This window comes from Herpetosiphon sp. (assembly GCF_003512625.1).
Classification (GTDB): domain Bacteria; phylum Chloroflexota; class Chloroflexia; order Chloroflexales; family Herpetosiphonaceae; genus Herpetosiphon; species Herpetosiphon aurantiacus.
In genome coordinates, this window is the sequence record NZ_DOPT01000004.1 from 1 (window position 1) to 22,433 (window position 22,433).

Annotated in this window: 12 protein-coding genes; 11 read left to right on the top strand and 1 reads right to left on the bottom strand. The window is 49.6% G+C overall.

What is annotated here, in order from left to right:
* From DEF47_RS00915 to smpB, 10 genes are all read left to right on the top strand, one after another.
* The coding region (locus DEF47_RS00915; RefSeq protein ID WP_287044912.1) for an isocitrate/isopropylmalate family dehydrogenase at positions 1-374 on the top strand (374 nt) is incomplete at its 5' end.
* A 172-nt stretch (positions 375-546) separates the two neighbouring features.
* On the top strand, positions 547-5,871 hold the full coding sequence (locus DEF47_RS00920) for a diguanylate cyclase (RefSeq protein WP_012189000.1): 5,325 nt from the start codon (positions 547-549) through the stop codon (positions 5,869-5,871).
* A 48-nt stretch (positions 5,872-5,919) separates the two neighbouring features.
* Positions 5,920-7,311, top strand: a complete 1,392-nt coding sequence (locus DEF47_RS00925) for an FtsW/RodA/SpoVE family cell cycle protein (RefSeq protein ID WP_012188999.1) — start codon at positions 5,920-5,922, stop codon at positions 7,309-7,311.
* Between the two features lie 11 nt (positions 7,312-7,322).
* Positions 7,323-7,655, top strand: coding sequence for a hypothetical protein (locus DEF47_RS00930; RefSeq protein WP_012188998.1), 333 nt, complete (start codon positions 7,323-7,325; stop codon positions 7,653-7,655).
* Positions 7,642-8,940, top strand: a complete 1,299-nt coding sequence (locus tag DEF47_RS00935; protein WP_012188997.1) for an MFS transporter — start codon at positions 7,642-7,644, stop codon at positions 8,938-8,940. The genes DEF47_RS00930 and DEF47_RS00935 overlap by 14 nt, the downstream gene beginning before the upstream one ends.
* Entirely contained in the window at positions 8,915-9,529 is a 615-nt protein-coding gene (locus tag DEF47_RS00940) for a GNAT family N-acetyltransferase (protein ID WP_287044913.1), read from the top strand. The genes DEF47_RS00935 and DEF47_RS00940 overlap by 26 nt, the downstream gene beginning before the upstream one ends.
* 106 nt (positions 9,530-9,635) lie before the next feature.
* Positions 9,636-11,366: a sensor histidine kinase gene (locus DEF47_RS00945; protein ID WP_012188995.1), complete on the top strand. Its 1,731-nt coding sequence runs from the start codon at positions 9,636-9,638 to the stop codon at positions 11,364-11,366.
* Between the two features lie 110 nt (positions 11,367-11,476).
* The gene (gene pyrF, locus DEF47_RS00950) at positions 11,477-12,280 is read left to right on the top strand and encodes an orotidine-5'-phosphate decarboxylase (protein ID WP_012188994.1); all 804 of its coding nucleotides are present in this window, start codon (positions 11,477-11,479) and stop codon (positions 12,278-12,280) included.
* A gap of 86 nt (positions 12,281-12,366) precedes the next feature.
* Positions 12,367-12,525, top strand: coding sequence for a DUF5679 domain-containing protein (locus tag DEF47_RS00955; protein WP_041304264.1), 159 nt, complete (start codon positions 12,367-12,369; stop codon positions 12,523-12,525).
* A 72-nt stretch (positions 12,526-12,597) separates the two neighbouring features.
* On the top strand, positions 12,598-13,074 hold the full coding sequence (gene smpB / locus DEF47_RS00960; protein ID WP_012188993.1) for an SsrA-binding protein SmpB: 477 nt from the start codon (positions 12,598-12,600) through the stop codon (positions 13,072-13,074).
* 80 nt (positions 13,075-13,154) lie between these two features.
* On the opposite strand, the gene DEF47_RS00965 is transcribed toward smpB, so the two are convergent.
* Positions 13,155-15,797: an ATP-binding protein gene (locus DEF47_RS00965; protein WP_041304261.1), complete on the bottom strand. Its 2,643-nt coding sequence runs from the start codon at positions 15,795-15,797 to the stop codon at positions 13,155-13,157.
* Positions 15,798-16,025: 228 nt separating this feature from the next.
* On the opposite strand from DEF47_RS00965, the gene DEF47_RS00970 reads away from it, so the two are divergent.
* The gene (locus DEF47_RS00970) at positions 16,026-22,406 is read left to right on the top strand and encodes an RHS repeat-associated core domain-containing protein (RefSeq protein WP_287044914.1); all 6,381 of its coding nucleotides are present in this window, start codon (positions 16,026-16,028) and stop codon (positions 22,404-22,406) included.
* The last annotated feature ends 27 nt before the right edge of the window (positions 22,407-22,433 follow it).

Sequence of the window (22,433 nt, forward strand, 5' to 3'; positions counted from 1 at the left end):
ACAGGGTTCGCCAGCACTATCATTTGTATGGTGATATTTTGAGCGATTTGTGCGCTGGCATGGTTGGCGGCCTTGGGGTTGCCCCAGGTGGCAACATCGGCGAACATGGCGCAGTTTTTGAAGCAACCCACGGCTCAGCTCCAAAATACAAAAATCTCAACAAAGTCAACCCAACTGCCTTGATCCTCTCAGGCGAGTTGATGTTGCGCCACTTGGGCGAAATCGAAGCCGCTGATCGGCTCAATGCAGCGGTGGCAACCGTGATTGCTGAAGGTAAGGATGTAACCTACGACCTAAAGGATGATCGCAACGATCCAAGCGCGGTTGGGACTGCCGAAATGGCTGATGCCATTATTGCTAAATTACAAGCCTAATTGGGCTATCACTGGCGATCAGTCTTACCTGATCGCCAGCTATCCCCATATTTAGAGACTATACCCAAGAATTAATCCAGCTTCATGGTACACTTCATCTCAGCCGACTGTACACGAAATGGTAGGTAGATGTGCCGTGGGATGATCCACTGTTTGGCATTCTAGAACGTATATGACACAATCAACATGGCCAGCAACATCAGAATTACCTGCTATCCCCAAGGTGCGAATCTTGGGCGAAATTGGACGGGGCTTACATAGCACTGTCTATCGTTGTGTGCGCGATGGGCAAACCTATGCCTTGAAAATTCCCCGCCTCAATGGCAATCAATCGCCAACTATGGCAGCGGCAGCATTTCGGCGCGAAGCCAGTGCCCTCGCCTTGGTACGCCACCCCAGTTTGCCCGAGGTAATCGAGGTCGATCACTACAACGAAATGCCCTATATCATTATGGAGTTGGTTCAAGGCCAAACGCTGCTCGATTTGGTGGCGCTTGGGCCATTACCTGAAAGTTTAGTCATTCGGCTGATCAAAGATTTAGCTAGTGCTTTGGCCGCCGTGCATCGCCAAGGAATTACCCACCGCGATATTCAGCCGCGCAATATGTTGATGCAGCCCTCAGGCAACATTAAATTAATTGATTTTGGTTTTGCCAGCCACAATAGCCTCGACCCTGAGCAAACTCACGTGCTGGGCACGCTGCGCTATAGTTCGCCCGAACAAACTGGCTATCTCAAACGCAATGTCGATGCCCGCTCCGATCTGTATGCTTTTGGCGCAGTCTTGTTTGAATGTTTGGTTGGCGTACCGCCTTTCAATGCCTCAAATATTACCGATTTGATCCGCCAACATGCCGTTGTGCTCGCCCCCGATGTACGTTCGATGGCTCCGCATGTCTCGCCAGCCCTCGCCGAAATCGTCGCTCGCCTGCTGGCCAAAGATCCTGACGATCGTTATCAAACGGCTGAGGGCTTGCTCTCGGATATTAATCAAATTGATAGCTTAAATCTCATGCTCGCCGCTGGTCGCCCAATTCGGCTTGGAGCCGATGACCTCTGGACTGGAGCGCTCTACGATAATGATTTGATTGGGCGTGATGCCGAGTTGGCAATCTTACGTCAAGGCTGGAATAGCGCTCGCCAAGGCCATGGCAGCGTCATCGCCATCAAAGGCGCGATGGGTTTAGGCAAAAGCCAATTAGGCCGCGAAATGCTGCACCGAGCACGGTCGCTTGGTGGTTTGACCTTTGGCTCAACCTGCGTCAAAGATTCAGCCCTACCCTACAGTGCCTTGCGCAGCCCATTTGAGCAATATGTGCATTATTTGGAATTGATGCCCGAAAGCCAGCGCCGCCATGCCGAGGAGCAACTACGCCAGTTCGTACAAGGCTACCAAGAGCTGATGTTGCGTACATTTCCATGTTTACAGCCAATTTTTTCCCACACCAAACAACCTGAATTGGTGACCGATTACGAGCGTTTTAATACGATTTTGGCTGATCTGCTGCTTTGGATGACCCGCGTGCATCCCGCTGCTGTCTGGTTTATCGACGATCTGCAAGCAATCGATGATGCTAGTTTTAGCGTCATCCGCCGGATTATCGGGCGCATTCAGCAAGTTCCGCTATTTTTAATTATTTCTTTAAATGATAGCGTTGATAGCCAGCAAATCTACGAGCGGCTCACGCTTAATCAGCCAATTCCTATCCAAGAGATTTTGCTGCATCCCCTGACCGATCAGGCTGCCACCCAATTTATCACCAGCTATTTGGGTGGATACAACGTCGATCAGCAAATTATCAACGAGATTGTCGCTCGCAGTGTTGGCAGTCCCTTTGCCTTGCGCGAATATATCCAAACCTTGTTGGATACTGGCATGCTGCGTTTGGTCAACACGTGCTGGATGATCGACGACCAAAGTTTGACAAAATTGGCGTTACCTTCGCATGTAGTGCGCTTGGTGCTCAGTCGAATCGATGAACTAAGCCCCAAAGTGCGGGCAATTCTCGAATTAGCGGCAGTGCTGGGCTTTCAATTTCGGCGTAATAGCCTACTTGCGCTATGGCAGGGCGAACCAAGCGAAGTCTACGAGGCCTTAACCATTGGCGGACGCAGCCATTTAATCGAGCGCAGCGCTTCGGGCCATTATCATTTTGCCCACCAAAATATCTATCAAGTTTTTCTCGAAGGCATTACGCCTGAGCAACAGCAACAACTCCATGCCCAAATTGCCAAAAATCTTGATCACGAGCAGCTTGAGCCAGAAGCCATGTATCAATTGGCCTATCACTATGCCCGCGCTAAAAGCAGCGACCCAACATTTTTGGCTCGCGGCTTTACAATTTTGAGTAATGCTGGGCAGGTGGCGCTGGAGAATTATGCCTACGATGAGGCTTATCATTTTTTCGAGCAGGCCTACCAAATTGCCCAAGGTCAATCATTGCCATTTCAAGCGCAGCAGCATGCCCAATTTGCCCAACTCTGTCTACGCTTGGGCCAAAATCAAACGGCCTTGGCGCATTTACAAGCAGCACTCGAACAAACCAGCGAACCGGATCATCAGGCGCGGTTGCTCACGGCGATTGCCCATATTCACGCTTGGCAACAACAACCACGCGACATTTGGCGCTACTTCGACCAAGCATTTGAGGCATTAAACGAACCAGCCTTAGATCGCTCGTTGATTGGATTATTGAGTGATATTGGACGCTCACTTGGACGCTTGCTCAAAAGTAGTGTGCCATGGTTGCAACCAAGCTCGCCCCAGCAGCAGCAACGGATCATCATTTTGCTGGAAATTTATGATACGGTAGGAATGTATGCCTACCTGAATAGCCAAATGTTGTTGTTAGTCAGCCTCTTTTTGCGCTCGTTGGTTTGGGCACGCCGTGGGCGCACTCGTCCGGCCCGTGTGCGAGCATTGAGCAACTATGCCAGCATGTGGGCAATGGTTGGTCAGCGCCATTTAGCCAAACGCGCCTTGAATAAAGCCAAAACTATCGCCACTACCCCGACTGCTGATCGCATGTTACAAGCGCGAGTTGCCTTGTACGAAGGCTTTATTAGCCATATCATTGGCGATGAAGTGCAGGCTGAACGGCTTTTACGTACAACATTACGTCAATATGCAACGACAATCGATTCGCTGGCCTATGGCCATGCCACCGCTGATAGTGTGCTCTTGCTCTTTTTACGAGGCCATGTGCTGGAAGCATGGCAATTGGTTCAAGAAACCTTTGAGCGCTTCGAGCAACATAATCATCGCAATGAACAAACCTGGTTTTTAGAATTATGGGCTGCGCCCTTGCTGATTACGCTTGGTTCGACTGCTGAAGCCCAACGCTACCCGGTGCCCGACATCAAAGAGCGTCAACAATGGCTCTTGGCTTGGAAAAATCTAGCCGATGCCTCGCAGATGATCGTTAACCTTGAGCAGGGCGATCCAGGCCAGCAAAACGATCAATTATTGCGCCATTTTAATCAGCAACATCGCAATAATCCGCGGTTTATGCCGTTTCATTCGCGTTATATGTACATTTTGCAGGGCTATATCCGCATCGCTCAGTTTTTACAACAGCGCAAACGGGTAACTGCTCGCCGCTTACGGATTGCCGCACGCCAAGCCTTGTTGGTTGCGACAACCCCAATTTTGCGCGGCCATGCTTTAGTTATTTTTGCGGCAGCGCATGGCTTTGATGGCCGCTTTGCCCAAGCCCTAGAGTTGCTGGGGCAGGCTGAGCAATTAGCCCACTTGCACGATGCGCCATGGATTTTATATGAAGCCCATCGGATTCGGGCGCACCTTTTTGGCATGCAGCAGCAAATGGCCGCTGCTAAACGCGAAGCCAGTCGCGCTTACACAATTGCCTTTGATCATCAATGGGTTTTGCGCATGCGCAATATCGCCGTAGCGTTTCAGCTTGACGACCCAGAACGGCTCAATTCAACGACCAGCATTATCAGCGATGATGCGCTACGCCCCGATGATAGCCGCATGCAACGCTTGTTGGATGCGCTACTTTCGGTCAGCTTAGCGTGGGCACAAAGCTACGATCTCGATGAGCAAGCCCAGACTGCGCTCGATTCGGTAATTCGGATTTTGGGAGCAGAACGGGCATTTCTATTCCTACTCGAAAACGATGATTTACAGCTTCGTGCGGCGCGTGATGCCTCAAACAATCCAGTTAGCGAGACCTTGCAAGGCTATAGCCGCACGGTGCTAGAGCGAGTACGCATCACGCAAAAACCAGTGATTGTGACTGGAGCCGATGATGCATTAATTACCAGCAGCGAAAGTGTCACTGCTCACAACCTACGCAGCGTTTTGGCCGCGCCCTTGATGCTTGATGGGCGATTTTTAGGCGTGGTCTATCTCGATAATCGCTTGGCATGGGGCTTTTTCTCCAAGGAAGATGAAGTTATTCTGCGAGCGATCACCACCCATATTGCCCTAGGCTTAGAAAAATCGCGCACTACTCAGCTTGAAATTCACATTAATGCTGAACGTGAGCAACGCCGTTTGGCCGAACGCCTGCGCGTACTCTCAACCGTGTTGAATGCGACGCTTGATTTAGCCGATGTGCTCAGATATGTGCTGATTCAGCTCAACTCGTTGTTGCCCTACTATGGAGCCTGCATCGCCCTGCGCGAGGAAAATGAGCTTAAATTTGAGCAAGTTGAAAGCCCTAGCCCAACCTTATGGGTACGCGGCACAAAAATCTCAATTAATGATGACCCGCTGTTCAAGCAACTAGCGACGCTGCGCCAACCATTAATTATCAACGATATCACCCAAGATCCACGCTTCAAAGGCTATGGTGAGCATCCAGCCCGTTCATGGCTGGGGCTACCCTTGCTGGTACGTGGTGAAATCGTGGGCTTTTTGGCAATCGATCGCGATGAACCCCATGCAATTTCGGAGCATGAGGCCGAATTGGGCATGGTGTTTGCCTCACAGGCAGCAATCGCAATTGCCAATGCCCAATTATTTGGTCAAGTGCAACGCCTGGCAATCACCGATTCATTGACCCAAGTCAGCAATCGTCGTCATTTCTTTGAGTTGGCCGAACGCCAATGGATATTAACATGCAGCAGCGATCATCCACTTTCAGCGATGATGCTGGATGTTGATCACTTCAAGCGGGTCAATGATAGTTATGGCCACTCGGTTGGTGATTTAGTGTTGCGCACGGTTGCCGATCTTTGCCGCGCCAATTTACGGCCTTCGGACTTGCTTGGGCGCTATGGTGGCGAAGAATTTGCGATTTTGCTGCCTGATACCGATGTTTCAGCAGCATTGACGATTGCTGAACGCTTGCGGGTCGCAATCGCCAACCATGTGATTAACCATGAACAAGCCAGCATCAACCTAACGGTGAGCATTGGAGTGACAGGTTTGAGCAAAGATGATAACTCGGTTGCCAGCCTGCTAGATCGGGCCGATCGCGGCTTGTACATTGCCAAAGAAACCGGACGCGATCGGGTTACGATGGCCTAGGGCAGTATGCTACAATAGCCCAAGTTTGGTGCATTTGGAGGGTCTGATATGGTGCGTGATATGCTGCACAACTTGCGGCGCGTGCGCTTAGTTGAAGTCCAGTTGCTGATAACCGTGTTGCTGCTGTTTGCCGCTGGCTACATGATGGTATTTGCTACCGGCCAACGCCGTTTGGAAGCTGATGTTGGTTCGTTGCAATCGTTATTTAGTGTGCTCTGGCCATCATCGCTGCCGCTTTTGCTCTATCTGGTAGTGAGCGCTGGGCTTTCATATCGCAACCCCAATGCCGACCAAATTTTGCTGCCTTTGGTAGCAGTGCTTTCTGGTTTGGGCCTGCTATTTACGGCCCGGGTTGCCCCAACCCTCGATCCAGATATTTACGGTGATGTTGCCGCCAAACAATCGGCCTTTGTGACGGTTGGGGTGATTTTGCTGGTGCTGATGGTATTTGTCGATTGGGATCGTTGGATCTTTATTCGGCTCTTTCGCACTGGCATGATGGAATGGCTCAAAAACCACCGCTGGACTTGGATGCTGCTTGGGGTTGGCCTGATGATTTTAACCTTCATCATCGGGGTTGATCCGAATAATAGCGGAGTTAAAGTTTGGTTTCGCCTGCCTGGTGGCTTTCTGTTCCAGCCTGCTGAGCTACTTAAAATTATCTTGGTGGTCTTTTTGGCCTCATATCTAATCGAGCACCGTGAAGTCGTTAATCATGGCTATCGCTTAGGTCGCATCACCCTGCCACCCTTGCCCTATCTCGTGCCAATGGGTGGGATTTGGGCTTTGTGTATGGCCTTGATCGTCAAGCAAAGCGATTTGGGTGCAGCCTTGTTGCTATTTGGCATCTTCATTGCGATGTTGTATGTTGCTACGGGTAATGGCTGGTATGTTGGGGCCAGCTTTGGCGCATTCGGCATTGGCTCATATGTGATGTATCAATACATCGGCAAAGTGCAAGAGCGGGTGGCGATTTGGCTTGATCCTTGGTCAGACGCAGCAAACTTGGGCTATCAGATTGTGCAATCGCAATATGCGCTCTCGGCAGGTGGAGTAACGGGCAGTGGGCTTGGTTTGGGTGCGCCCCACTATGTTCCAGCTGTACACACCGACTTTGCCTATACCGGAATCGCCGAAGAATTGGGCTTGATGGGCACAATCGGGATCTTAATTGTCTATGTTTTGATGATTTATCGCGGCTATCACATTGCACTTTCAATTCCAGGGCGCTTTCGCGGCTTTGAGCAATTGTTGGCAGTCGGCTTAACCACGATTTTGGCAGTCCAAGCCTTAATCATCGTGGGCGGTAATTTGCGGGTAATTCCCTTGACCGGGATTACCTTGCCATTTATTTCCTATGGTGGTTCATCAGTGGTCATGAACTTTGTGATTGTTGGCTTGCTGTTGCGCATTTCGACCACAACTCAGAAACAAACCTAAGCGAGGCCACCATGAATTGGTTCGTTATTGGCATCGGGGCTGCAATTGCGCTCTGTTTGCTAACAATTATTGGTTTTTTTGGGGGCTATCGCTGGTGGCAAAACCTGCGTCCAGTTTGGCAATTGGGGTTGATGTTGTTGATTCCCAGTTTGCTGCTTAGCCTAACCCTGTTGCTAGCATGGTTTCTACCATGGCCAATCCAAGAAATCGGCAGTTTGGCAATTGGGGTAACCCTTGGTAGCGGAATCCTCCTAATTACAACCTCATATTTGGCGATGCAGATCTGGTGGGCCTTCCAACCTGACGAGCCTGCCACCTCAGCCGATTCTGATGAACAAACTTGATACAAATAATGACGCGCAGGCCTCAACTAAGCTTGCGCGTTCATTAGGTTGGACATTGGTGATTAAACTGCTGATCTCGCTGCATGTTGGGGTTGGCGATTTTTTGTTGCCCTTGTACGTTCAAGCGCTGGGTGGTTCGCCCCAGGTGATTGGCAATTTGGTGGGTTTGGGCGCGGCCTTTGGCGTATTTGCGCGGCTCAGCCTGAGTTGGCTTGCCGATCGTGGGATCATCGGGATTTTGCTGCGTTTGAGTTTGGCGGCCTTAGCGAGTGGCTTTGCAATTTGGAGCTTTGCTGATAGCAGTGTTTGGTTAATGCCTGGTCAAGCATTGCTCGCGATCGGGCGAGCAGGCTCGACTATCTGTTTAAGTTTGTTGATTGCCCAATTAACCAGCCAAGGTCAACGGGGTTCAGGCTATGGGCGGCTGACCATGGCCAGTTCATTGGCAACAATTGTTGGGGCGATCATCGCGGGCATTGGCTTTATTGGCTGGGATGCAGAAACTCGCCAGCAATTGCAACAATTCACTTGGCTGCAAACTAGCCTCAATTATTTACCCAATCCAATTCCCCGTGTCGAGCTATTTCATGGCATTTACATCGTGTTTAGTAGTAGCGTCGTCGTAGCAGGAATCTTCAGTTTACGTTCATGGCCCCATGCAATTCCGGCAAAACGCGGTACAATACAAGCAATATGGCGCAGTGTGTTACGTCAGCCAACAATCCGCAGTCTGTTGCTTGTGCAAAGCTGCATCAGCGCGGGCTATAGTGCCTCGATTCCAATGACCGTGCCGTTATTGACTGATCGTTTTGGGGCAAGTGTGGCGGCGGTCGCTGTGGCCTATATTGTGCCAGGCATTATTTATGCGCTGTTTCCAGCACGCCTTGGGCGCGTCGCTGATCGGATTGGCTATCGACGGGCTGCCAAGCTTGGGCTTGGCGTAAGTATGTTAGTTTACCTAGCAATACCTATCAGCCCACAACTTGCAATCACCGCAGCATTTTGGGCTTTTGAAGCGCTGGCATGGAGTTTTTATGTACCAGCTTTGGAAGCCTTACTTGCGGAAAGTGTGATACCACAACAACGCGGCACAGCCTTGGCGATCTATGGAGCGTCAGGCGCATTGACCGCAACTGTGGCAGCACCCTTGGGCGCACGCTTGTATAGCCATTGGATCGCCGCACCCTTTTTATTCTCGGCCCTTTGCCTAGGTATGGCAGCCATGTTTGCTGCCCGTACCCCACCAACCAATGCCGATTATGCTACCATTAAATCTCACAATTGAGGAACCCACCCTGCCCGACTTGACTCCGTTTCCGCAAACTGGCCTCGTTCATTGGACGAGCAAGTTGGGCGTTGAGCTTGCTGTTCGCCATATTACGCCTGATGATGCCAAATTGTTGGTCGAATTGTATGGCCGTTTATCGCCACGCACGCTTGAGCTGCGCTTCGCCACGATTATGATCAACATTCCAATCGAGCGGGTGATCGAAGAATCTGCGCGGTTAGCCACGCTCAATCACGACCATGCCGATGCCTTGATTGCCTTGCTGAACGAGGATGGCCAAGAGCATATTGTGGCGGTGGCACGTTTGGCAGGCGCTGATCATATTCAGGCTGAATTTGCGCTCTTAGTGCGTGACGATTTTCAAGGCCACGGCGTGGGCAGTTATATGCTCGATTTGTTGTTTCAAGTCGCCTTGGTGCGTGGCCTGCGCTACCTTAAAGCCTCGGTGCTGGCCGAAAATACGGCCATGCTGCGATTGATTCGGCGCTCGGGCTTCCCCTATCATATGCACACCTCACACGGCGAAAGCGATGTGACAATCTATCTCGACCCGACAATCAGCGAAGGCGAGATTAATCACCACTGAATCAAGTAGATTGTTAATTATTTTGTTGGGCGAAGCCCGTATAATCTGAATGTTTGGCTGAAATCTGCTGTCCCATGCCGCTGGCACGTGGGCTAGGAGTAATGCGTTGAATGAGTTTGATTCAGTAGTTGAGGCAATTGAGGCCGGCTGGGAACTCGACGATATTTTGCAGTTGATCGTCACAAATAGTCAAGTATTGCTAGATTTACAGCATGGTTATATTGTGTTATACGAGGCTGAGCAGTTGTGGCTCAAGGCCAATACTAGCAATTTACCCACCCGAGTTTTAGCACCCACTAGTGCCGAGGCGCGGGTTATAGCAATGGGTCGGGCGGTGGCGTTGGAGCCAATTCAAGCCTTGCCACTGTGGCGCACGCTTGAATTTGCGCTCAAACCTGATGCCCGCAGCTGGCTCAGTGCGCCTATTCGCTTAAATGGGCATACTGTGGGTGCATTGGCAGCCTTTGCCGAACCCAGCGACAACGAGCCACTGCGTGAAGCCTTGCGATTTATGACGGTTTTAGCCGATTTAGCGGCCCTAGCCTTAGAACGCGGCCAGTTTTGGCTGCGCCATCAACGCCGTTCACAGTTTATCGCCTTATTGCGCACAATTTCGGGCATCATCCAGCAACAATCATTGGGCGATTTGGCGCATACTATCGCCCAACAATTATGTGAAATTGGCAATGCCGATTTGGCCTTGATGTATATTCCTAGCCCTGAAACTGAGGAATTTGTGACCCTTGGCCTGAGCGATACACCCTTGGCCTTGCAAATTCGCGAACTTGGGCTTGATCATATTCCGTTGGCCAGCAATGCCTTGTTACATGAATGCTACCAAACTGGCCAAGCCCAACGCCTCGCCTTAACCAATGAACAATGGCCCGAATTGGCCCAACTTGGCGTGCAACAACTCTTAATTGTGCCAATTCATGATACCCACGAACGGTTGGGCGTAATTGTGCTGGCCAGTTTGCAAGATACCCGTTTCGATGATGATGCGCTGAATTTTCTCAATTTTATTGGGGTACGGCTCGGCTATGCGCTGAAAAACGAGAATTTGCTCGAAGAAGTTGTGCAAGCTGAACGTCGCCGCATCAATGAAGACGAACGCAGCAACTTTATCGCATCGGTAGCCCACGATCTCAAGAATGCCCTAACAACCGTGATTGGCACAACCCAACTGGGCATGCGCAAACTTCGCCGTGGCGACCAAAGCTATAGCGAAAAGGCCTTTTCGACGATCGCAACCAAATCGCAACAGGCATTACAATTGATCGAAGACATGGTTGATGTGAGTCGCTTGGAGCAAGGGACATTCCGCTTATTTATCCAAAGTATTGATCTGGTACAACTGGTTGCCGATGAGGCCGAAGCCGCTCGTGGTTTATCGCAACGCCATACCATTCAATTGAGCAGCAGCCTTGAACACTACGAATTAGCCGCCGATCAGCAACGCTTACGCCAAGTGCTGGCCAATTTATTGATCAACGCAATCCGCTATTCGCCCGATGGCGGCACAATTTCAGTGCGTATAATGGATGCTGATCACGCGCCAGCGCCGAGCAACGCCAGCATTAGCAGCGAAAGTGAGTTGGAGCAAGCAGTGGTAATCAGCGTGAGCGATCAGGGCATTGGCATTCCCGAGCATGAACTGCCCTACATTTTCGAGCGCTTTTATCGCGGCCAAGGCTCGACAGTTGCTAGTGGTTCAGGTTTGGGATTGTATATCAGTGCCGCGATTATGGCCCAACATGGTGGCAAAATGTGGGTTGAATCAAAACTTAACCAGGGCACAACTTTTTATTGCTCATTGCCAGCGGCGCGGGTGCAATAGCAAGGGTTAAGGGTTCAGTCGTCAGGCAGTAGTTCAACCAATGTGTTGCGGAGTTTTGGCAAAATCCGAGTATCATAAGGCACGGGCAGCAATTTAGTGGGAGCAAACCCATGTTTATGCAGAAATTCCGTGCGGCAGCGACCAGCAATCGTTCAACCTTGTGTATTGGGCTTGACCCCGATTTGGCGCGGTTACCGGAACATTTACCCCGTGATGCCGCTGGAATTGTCCAATTTAATCAAGCGATTATCGAGGCAACCAGCGATCTGGTTTGTGCTTATAAACCAAATATGGCCTTTTACGAAGCCTTGGGCAGTGCTGGCTGGCTAGCCTTAAAACAAACCATCGCCAGCATTCCCAGCCATATTCCAGTGCTGCTCGATGCCAAGCGCGGCGATATTGGCTCGACCGCCCAAGCTTATGCAAGCGCAGCTTTTGATGAGCTTGGCGTTGATGCGATTACGCTTAGCCCGTATATGGGCTACGATTCGCTGCAACCATTTTTGGAACGAGCCGATAAAACCTGTTTCATTTTGTGCCGTACCTCCAACCCTGGTGGCGACGATGTGCAAAATTTATTGTTGGATAACGGCGAGCCACTCTTTTTGAAAATTGCCGAACTGGTGGCCAAACGCTGGAATAGCAACCACAATTGTGGCCTAGTGGTTGGCGCAACCTATCCCGCTGAAATTGCCACGATTCATCAGCGCTACCCTGAGTTGCCGTTGTTGGTACCTGGGGTTGGCAGCCAAGGTGGCGATATCGAAGAAGTGCTCGCTGCGGCAGGCGAACAGGCCATTATCAACGTTTCGCGCTCGGTGTTGTATGCTAGTGGTGGTAGTAGCTTCGCTGAAGCTGCCCGCAAGGTAGCCCAAGCCTTTTTAGTGCCTAAACAAGCCTTAAATCACCCGTAGTAGGGATGCCTTTTGGCTAGTGTACTGGCATTGTTCGTGATATAGTAACGCTCAATTCGTTCCTTAGTTGCTAGGAGGTACAACCGATGACGGTTGAAGCGTACTGTGTCAAATGCAAGCAAAAACGCACCGTGGACAATGCTGAAGTAATTCAGATGGAAAATGGGCGGCGAGCAGCCAAGGGCAAATGTCCTGAGTGCGGCACCAACTTGACGCGCTTTTTGCCCAGCGAAAAAAAGAAATAACCCACACCCACAGATCGCTCTAGGGTAGGGCAGGCTGTCCTACCCGATTTGGTATTTTTGGAGGAACGAAGCGTGGCTAAAGAGAGTAAAGATTCAATCGAGGTCATGGGCGATAATCGTAAAGCTCGCCATGATTATTTTATTCAAGAAACCTATGAAGCTGGTATCGTGTTACGTGGCACCGAAATTAAGTCGATTCGTCGCGGTCAGGTGCAGTTGCGTGGCTCGTATGCGCGGGTACAAAATGGCGAGATTTGGCTCTATGATGCCCATATCGCGCCTTATGCCGAAACTGGCGAATTATTCAACCATGAGCCAATGCGCCCGCGCAAGTTATTATTACACCGCCGCGAAATTTTGAAGCTCCACCAAAAATTAGCAACCAAGGGTTTAACTTTAGTACCTTTACGCATTTATCTGCGTGGCCGCTTAGCCAAGATAGAGCTAGGGCTAGCCCAAGGTAAAAAGCTCTACGATAAGCGTGATTCGATCGCGGATCGTGATGCCAAGCGCCAGATTGAACGGGCGATGAAAAATCGCTATGAGTAAATTGGTGGGTAGGTCGTCCACAACCAAGCAGCTGGAAAAATCTCAGAGCAGCGGTTGCGGACGACACCATAGGCCACAGATTAAACCACAATTGCCGCCAACAGCTGTTCAAACGAGCTTTGATAGCCTTGCTGCCAATATTCATTATGTTCAGCAAGTATTGCTTGCAATTCGGCCAAACGCGTTTGGTGATAGCGCCGATCATTGCCATCGAGCAACTGTTGATGGTCTTGGGCCAATTGGTACATAAACCCTGCCAACCATGCTGCTAATGGCAATTGTTGTTGGGCTAAATAACATTCGGTCAACTCCAATGTTGCTCGTAGGTTATGAGCGATAAATTTGTGTTGATTGGCCAAGTGTAATGCTTGAATAATTAATGGTTGAGCTTGGGCAATTTGGGCTTGTTGGCGCAAAGCCCAGGCTTTTTGAATCGTTATATGACAGATAAAATAGGGATCAGCAATGGTATGACTATGGATTAATGCTTGATCATAATATTCATTTGCTTGGCTAAATTGCAGTAATTTGGTTAAGCTATCGGCTAAATTCGTGTAAATTAGGGCAATTCCACGTTTATTTTGTAATTGTTGATGAATTTCTAGGCCTTGTCGATAGTATTGCTGTGCTTGTTGATAATTGCAGGTATCATAGGCCAATAAGCCTAGACTATTCAAAATATTTGCAGCCATATGATGATCATTGACTTTGCGTGCTAATCCCAATGATTCTTGTAAATCGAGCTGTGCTTGCTGATATTGTTCGAGGCTACGCCGAATTTCGCCAAGATTGCTGAGAATCGCCGCCATATCGCGGGTTTTATCGAATGTACGGGCAAGTTGAATCGCTTCACTGAATGCTTGGCCTGCTTGTTCAAATAAACCCTCACGTTTATAGAGCAAACCGATTCCATTCAATAAACCCATCGCCAATTCATCAAGTTGTTCTTGGCGTGCAATGCTTAAACCTTGAGCAAGATACTGCTGGGCTAATTGAAAATCTCCCTGATTACGCATGAAAGTACTTAATCCACGTAGCATCATAATCTGATGCTTGGGATCAAATTCGGCTGGCTGATCGAGAATTTTTTTAATCCAATAACTACCTTCTTGGGCGAGATCAGCGCGATGCCAAAAATTCCAGAGCACAGCACCCAAATGAGCAGCACTCGCAAACGCCCCAGATTTGAGGCTTTGAGCTAGCGCAGCCCGAATATTGGGATAATTCGCTTGAAATTGACTCATCCAGTGTTGTTGCTCTGAGCCAGTTAATTCATGCACATAATTTTGAACAAACGTTCGATAATAATCAGTATGCGCTGTATAGTAGCATCGACTATCAGTTCGTTGATTTAATTGATCTTGAGCATATTCACGGATTGTTTCCAAGAAATAAAAACGTTGTTCGGTTATCTGATACTGAAGCAGGTGTTTTTGCACCAAGCTTAATAACACTAATTCAACTGCTGATTGTTCAGCCCTCGCACAAATTGCGCTAGCTGCTGGTAGATCAAAGCTGCCGACAAACACTGATAATTGGACAAATAGCGCTTGTTCTTGAGGTGTAAGTAAAACATAGCTCCATTCGATGACTGCTTGCAAGGTTTGGTGGCGAGCTGGTAGATCGCGTGGTCCACTATTGATAAAACTCAAGCGTTGGCTTAAACGCTCAAGTAAATTTGTTAATGAAAACAAGCTGATTCGGCTGGCGGCCAGCTCAATTGCCAAGGCTAAACCATCAAGCCGTTGGCAAATTTGAGCAATCGTTGCTAATTCAGCATCGTTATAAGCAATAGTCGCTTGTAGCGCTTGAGCACGGCTGAGAAAAAGATTAACTGCTGGTTGTTGGCGCAGCATCAACTGTTGCGAACAATCAACGCTAAAGGGCATTAATTCAAATTGTTGCTCAGCATACACATTCAAAGCCTCGCGGCTAGTCGTCATTAACTTTAATTGCGGTGCATGGGCTAAGAGATCGGTCACAATCGGCGCAGCATCAAGCAATTGCTCAAAATTATCGAGAATGAGCAAGAGTTGTTTATCATACAGAAAATCTTTGAGCTGTTTGAGCAATGGTAATTGACTAGTCGTTTTAATCGCCAATGATTGAATAATTGTCTGGATTAGTAGCTCAGGATCGCGCAAAGCAGCTAAATGCACAACATGCACGCCATGATGAAAGATCGGCAGCCATTGCATGGCACTTTGCAGCACTAAACGGGTTTTGCCAACCCCACCAACCCCCAAAACGCTAATCAAGCGAATATGCGGCTGACGGAGAAGCTGCAACAAGCGTTGTTGCTCGTTTTCGCGCCCAATAAAGGCATTCAATGGCGCAGGAATATTGGTATAGCTGATTGATGGTACAACCAAGGAGCTGGGCTCAGGCGTTGGCACACTTGGCAAATTTGGCGTTGACAGGGCAAAACGATAGCCCAAATCGGCCTCGGCCACAATATAGCGCGGCGGTTTATCGCCCAATTTCTCGCGCAAACGGCCAATCGCTACATGCAATAAATAGCTACTATCACGTTCATAATTATCGCCCCACACATGCTGCAACAACTGGCGATGGCTGAGCACGTGATTACGATTACGCACTAACAGTTCTAACAAACCCCACTCTTTGCGCCCAAGCCGCACATAAACTCCCGCCCGCTTGACTCGCTGCTCAGTCAAATTAATCTCAAGTTGGTCAATCGTAATGATTGAATCGACAGTCATATGCACCTTCCCTGCATTCGCCATGGGGTGACCCTCGCAAAATGTTCGCCACCATGTTAGCCGATGTTGGCTGAAATGTTAGCAGCCTTGACTAAGCTAAACCTGTTTATTCGTGATCAACAAAGGAGTTATTGCGATAACCGATCACAGTCGTTGCTGTTGATTGTGGAATGTTTATTGTGTGAGGTCTGAATGATTCTGCCCAATCATCGTTGGAAGCGTTTAAGCATGCTCCTACTGGCATGTAGCTTGGCGCAAATGCTGGTTCCTACTACGAATGCCCAACAAACGGCGATTGCTCCGCAACGGCAGGAGCTGCCATTAAGTAAAGCCGTCGATTATGCGCTACCCAAGCAGCAGGCGGTGCAACTGGCAAACACCAAAGCATTGGCTGCTCCTGGGTTAACCTTCGAGCTTGATCTGCCCAACCAGGTCAGCATCGGCCAAAATGTGCCGTTTACGCTCACGCTGATCAACCGGAGTACCACCGAAGGCCAAAATATTGTTGTCTCGTTGCCAGTTCCGGCTGGAACGCAAGCCTTAAAAAATCCCAATCTGGTTGATCAAACGCACTGGCAATGGCAGATTAAACGCTTAGCACCGCAAAGCCAACAGGCATTAACCGGCAGCGTGCGCATTACCAGTCGCCCTGAACATGGCGCATTATTGTTTAATCCGCAAGCGAACGCCAACAACTTGCCACAGCCGGCCACGCTCAGCGCTGGCGCATTGATTGCGCCACAAACTTCAGCTAAACAAGCCGAGATTTGGCAAGCTCAGGGCCAAACCATCCACAGCAACGACCAACGGGTCAGCTTGGTATTACCTGCTAGCGCCACTTCGGCCAACTTTAGCTATTCGCCCTATCAAAGCACAGCCAATCGTCAAAAAGCCCTCGGCTATAGCGAATTTGTGCCCGAACGCCGTGGGTTTAGCAGCTTTGAAATTCAGGCTGCCCAAAAATCGTTTGCGCCTGTTGAATTGCAATTTCACTATAGCCCTGAAGAATTGCAAGTGCTTGGATTGCAAGAGCAAACCCTTCGTTTGTTTACCTATGATCAAACGAGCCAGAGTTGGCAAAGCATCGCCACCACGATTGATTCAATTAATCATGTGGCCAAAGCGACGATTACCAACGACGGAGCCTTCAATTTAAGCGATGGTTCTTCGCCATCAACCGCCTATTTGCCAACCCTGCAAGGCTTTCAAGGCGGCGGCTTTACTGGTGCGGCCAGCTATAGCGTGCCGATCGAGGTTCCAGCTGGAGCTGCTGGGCATAAACCAGCGGTTAATCTGAGCTATTCCAGCGCTGCATCCGATGGCAGCAACGGAGCACGGCCATTATGGCAGGCCAGCTCAGTTGGCAAAGGCTGGGATTTAGGCATCGGCGGATCGATTGGCCGCAACACCAGCGCAGGCTCCAGCGACCATCAATGGGATAGCTTTAGCCTGGTTTTCGATGGTCAATCATCGGATATGGTACGTGGCCAGCCGCTCGATGGCAATTACACCAATCTTGCCGAATCGAACTGGACATGGCATGCCACCGATGAAACGTTTGTTAAACTACGTAAATCGGCCAGCAGCGACACCTGGACGGCTTGGACCAAGAATGGCACACGCTACGAATTCAATCAAGCACTGCGCTGGGGAACCAACACCCCATCCAATCGCTTTGAAACCTACAAATGGTTGCTGACCAAAGTGGTTGATCCAAGTGGCAATGCGATTGTCTATCAATATTATGTTGACACAATTCAAGCTGCCGAGCCAATTCACCCAACATGGTTTTTGCAAAACGTCTTTTGGGGCTACGATGGCGCAACCCCTGGCACGGGCACACCTCGCTATGCTCTCTCGTTCGACATGAGTCCACGCTGGTCGGCTCCAACTGAAAATGTCGATCTGAACTGGGAGTACACCACTTCGCGGGTGATGGGCAAGGCTGGCACGCCACACGAAGCCTATCGCATCGACAAAATTAAAGTGCTGAGCATGCCACCTGGCCAAACCAGCTATCAATTAATGCGAGCCTATAAGCTCAACTACGCAGCCTTTGCCAATAGCCTCACCACTGATGTTAGCAATGGGCAACGGGTATTGACCTTGGCCAATGTTCAGCGGCTCGGCAAAAATAACGAAGCCTTGCCTGCAATCAGCTTTAACTATGGCATGAGCCAAGGCAATGCACTTGAGCCAACCCCAGGCTGGAACCGCCTAACCCAAGTTGATAACGGCCAAGGCGGTCTACTAACCATCAATTACGAGCATGTTTGGAGTCAAGGAGTTACTGATTATGCCAAGTATTACCAGAATTATTATCGTGTGGCCAACGTCGTTCAAGCTGACACCAGTAATTTAGCCTATAGCCGCGCCTATTTGACCACCTACAGCTATGCCTATCCCGCGTTGAACGATTATGGCCATTCTTTAGCAGTGGTCTATGCGCAATACCCAGAAAGTGGCAATGGCGATAGTCGTTTTGCCTTGGCACACGCCGAAAAAAGCGAATTTCGCGGGCATGCCCAAGTCAGCGAGCGGGTGTATGATGGCAACACAACTGCCGCACCACTGTTGCGCACCACCGAAACATGGTTCCATCAAGGCAACGGAGGCAGTGCCGCCACTCCTTGTTCGCCAGCGATTATCACACCTGCGTCTGGCAACCAATATGTGAATGTGAGCGATAGCTGCTACATTGCCATGCGCGATAGCGAAAGCTGGAAGGGCAAGGTTATTGCTCAAGAAACCTGGTTCAACGGATCGCGTTTGAGCCGCACCGCCAATAGCTATACCCGCGTCGCCTTGCCGTTCTATGGCAACGACGGCAATGCCACCCACGCCAGCCAAAGCAACAACTACAAACGGGCTGGCTTATGGCGAGCCTTCAACTATACTGCCGCAATCACCGAAAGCACCTATGAAGCAGGCACAACCAATGCCCGCAGCCTCACTACCAACTTCACCTATGAGCCAACCTATGGCAACTTAACTGAAAAACGAGTTGCTGATGATACTGGCACAGTTTTGCGCAAAGAACTTGCCTGGTATGCAACCCGCGACGATGCCAACAGCTACATCGTTGATCGGCCATGGCAAACTGCCACAACCGATGGCGCTGGCCGTTATATGGCACTTTCAGCCAATTTCTACGATGGTGCAACTAACACCAATCTGCTTGGCACACGCGGTTTACTCACCCGCCAAAGCCACTACTTTAATGTGCCACTGCAAACCGACTTAACTGGTACCACCTTATATGGCTCCGATGCGGTGTATGGCTACGATCAGTATGGCAATCGCACAAGCCAGGCCAGCTATAATGCCGATTACAGCACCCGCATCAATACTAATGGCGTGGTCAGCTATGGCGTGCCAGGCAAGGGAACTGCCGCCCGTACCAGCACCATCGAATACGATAACACCTACCATGCCTTCCCAATTCGCGAGACTAATCCGCTTAACCAGAGCCAACAAGCCGAATACGACTATCAACTTGGCACAGTCACGAAAGTATTTGATCTGAATGGCAATGCCACTTCAGCAACCTACGATAGCTTTGGCCGTATGACCAATTTGATCAAACCAGGCGATAGTAGCAGTTTCCCAACGGCGCATATCGATTATTATGATAGCTATCGCCCAATTTTATACCTCGTGAGCCTGCGCGAAGATGCTGGTCAGAGTTACTTTCGGCCAATTTTACACTTCTACAATGGCTTTGGCCAAGAGATCCAAACCAAAGCTGAGAGCATCGACGGCAGTCAACACATTGTCAACGATACCAGCTTCGATGGCTTGGGCCGAGCCACCAGCCAATCCGAACCGCGCTATGTGAGCGATACAACGAATTTCTGGGGCTATGTTCCAGCCAGCAATCCACTCTATCAAGCAACAACGACCAGCTTCGATGGCTTGAATCGGCCATTGGTCATCACTAGCCCTGGCAATAGAACGGTCGAGCATCATTATGGCGTAACCACGAGCTTTTTGTATGATGATGTGATCGATCAAAATCGTCATCGCACGCAGTATCGCTACGATGTGTTTGGGCGGTTGCGCGAGGTCAACGAAATTAGCGGCAACTGCGCTACTGGCTATTGGGCAAACTACGCGTGTGGCGGTTCATTCACCACCAATTGGTCAGTCGCTACCAACACGCGCTACGGCTACGATGCGCTTGATCGGTTGATAACGGTGATCGATGCCCAAAATAACACCACCAGCATGCGTTACGACTCACTTGGTCGCAAAATGCGTATCCAAGATCCTGATATGGGCCAATATAACTATAGCTACGATGCTGCTAGCAACTTAAATGGCCAAACCAATGCCAAAGGCCAAACGGTCAGCTTTAACTACGATGCGCTCAACCGTTTGACCAGCCAAGTCTTCCCTGATGGTAGCCATAACGATTATTTCTATGATGTTGTTGGGCAACAAACCGCTGGCTACAACTATGGCAAAGGCCACCGTACCTCGATGCAAAGCGTGCTGGCCAATGGCACAATCCAGACTTTCCAGCGCTGGGAGTATGATGCTCGTGGCCGCGAAATCTTCAGTGGTCACAACACCGATCTCACCAAAGCCCACCATATCCTGACCAGCTACGATAGCGCTGATCGGGTCAAAACCCGCCGTTATCAGCCAATCGACGAAACCGTAACTTACAACTACGACGCTGCTTGGAATGAATATAGCCTGTGTACATCGCTCGGTGGTTGTTATGTGACCGGAGCCAGCTATGATGCGCTCAACCAGCCAACCCGCGTCAACTATGGCAACGGCAGCTACAACCAATATCGTTACGACGACTCAACGCGGCTGTTAGAAGCGCTCGAAATCTTTTCAGCCCAAGGCACCAATCTCTATGCCCGCAACTATTGGTACGATAACGTTGGTAATATCAATGGCATCGGCACATGGGACAATGGCAGCAATAACCAAACCCGCCAAATTCAATATTTCAACTACGACGACCAAAATCGCCTAACTCGCGCTTGGACAACTGGCGATAGCGCTGGCGCATACGACCAAAGCATGAGCTATGACTCAATCGGCAACTTATTGAGCAAAGCTGGTGCCGCTTATACGTATCCGGCTGCTGGCAGCGCTCGACCACATGCCGCCACCACAATTGGCAGCAAAAACTACAACTACGATGCCAATGGCAATCTCAGCACCACCTACACAGGCACAAGCACTAATGGCAGCGGCAACCGCTATAGCTGGGATTACGCCAACCGCCTCGTGCAAGTTGAATCGTATGTGCGTGCACCTATCAGCGGTGGCGGTAGTGATTGCGATGATGGCAACGAACGCATCCCAGATGCCAGTAATCCTGAGGCAATTCCACCAATTACCTGCCCACATCGCAGCGCCAGCCCCAACCAACCAACGGTTGATAGCTATACCGTTCAAGAACAATATGTGTACGATGCTGATGGCAAACGCAGCGCTCGCATCGCCAACGGCCAAACAATCATCTACTTTGAAGGCGCATGGGAAGATACGCTTGGCGTAAACGCTCGCAAACTCTATACATTCAATGGCAGCATCGTGGCCCAACGTGATAGCGATAACACCATGAGCTATCTGCATGGTGATCAGCTTGGCTCGGTCAGCATCGTGACCAACGCCAGCGGTGGACTGAAGCACAAACAAGAATTCGACCCATGGGGCAATATTCGCGAAGGCGGAGCCAGTAGCACCAAACTCAACTATACGGGACAATATCGCGATGATACGGGCTTGATCTTTATGAATGCACGCTACTACGACCCCAAGATTGGTCGCTTTATCAGCGCCGATACGGTTGTGCCTGGCAGCCCAAGCGGCTCGATGAATGGCAGCGGTTTACGCTCATTGACCACCGATTTCACCGACCCAGCCTTTACCATGAGCCTTAACCAAGAACAACGCAGCACACCATGGTTTACCTTGAGTCAAGCACAACAACAGGATATTGGCACACCGTGGGGGCCAGCCAACCCGCAAAGCCTCAATCGCTATAGCTATGTCCAGAACAACCCACTAACTTACACCGACCCAACTGGACATGCACGAACGGTTATTAGAACAGCGATCGAAGCCAATCGCGCCTTAACTACTTTAAAAGCGTGGCTCAGAGACAGAAATATCGGATTTGAAGTAAAGGGTGCTGAGATAGCAGGTACTACCGAAACTATGGGGATTAATTTACTTGTAGATATTGATATGCTTGTCCTTCAACTAGGAACTGATATGGCTAACATAATCAGAGGTTATATCGATGCACTCAATACAATGGTTACTAACCCAGAATTATTCCCTGATGGTATATACCTAGATTATGATGTAACGAGAAATGGCAAATGGATTACCACAACCATGGGATGGGGATTTTGTGATAATGCTGACTGTAGTATGACTGGTGATCCTGTATCACAGGCAAGTAGTACATATAGACATTACACCTTATTCGAACAATACCTTACAGCAATTGATCCCACGTTATTAAGCCAAGGCTTCTATTTACACAATCAACGCAATATGTACATTGCAGACAATATGAGTACAGTCTTCTTTGGTATTAGAAAAGGACAGCAAAGTAAATATAATAAAAAATAATCCAATAAATGTTAGTCTAAACGTTAG

Coding starts and splice junctions, on each gene's coding strand:
- DEF47_RS00920 (WP_012189000.1), top strand. CDS start 547: ATGACACAATCAACATGGCCAGCAACATCAGAATTACCTGCTATCCCC.
- DEF47_RS00925 (WP_012188999.1), top strand. CDS start 5,920: ATGGTGCGTGATATGCTGCACAACTTGCGGCGCGTGCGCTTAGTTGAA.
- DEF47_RS00930 (WP_012188998.1), top strand. CDS start 7,323: ATGAATTGGTTCGTTATTGGCATCGGGGCTGCAATTGCGCTCTGTTTG.
- DEF47_RS00935 (WP_012188997.1), top strand. CDS start 7,642: ATGAACAAACTTGATACAAATAATGACGCGCAGGCCTCAACTAAGCTT.
- DEF47_RS00940 (WP_287044913.1), top strand. CDS start 8,915: ATGCTACCATTAAATCTCACAATTGAGGAACCCACCCTGCCCGACTTG.
- pyrF (WP_012188994.1), top strand. CDS start 11,477: ATGTTTATGCAGAAATTCCGTGCGGCAGCGACCAGCAATCGTTCAACC.
- DEF47_RS00955 (WP_041304264.1), top strand. CDS start 12,367: ATGACGGTTGAAGCGTACTGTGTCAAATGCAAGCAAAAACGCACCGTG.
- DEF47_RS00965 (WP_041304261.1), bottom strand. CDS start 15,797: ATGACTGTCGATTCAATCATTACGATTGACCAACTTGAGATTAATTTG.
- DEF47_RS00970 (WP_287044914.1), top strand. CDS start 16,026: ATGCTCCTACTGGCATGTAGCTTGGCGCAAATGCTGGTTCCTACTACG.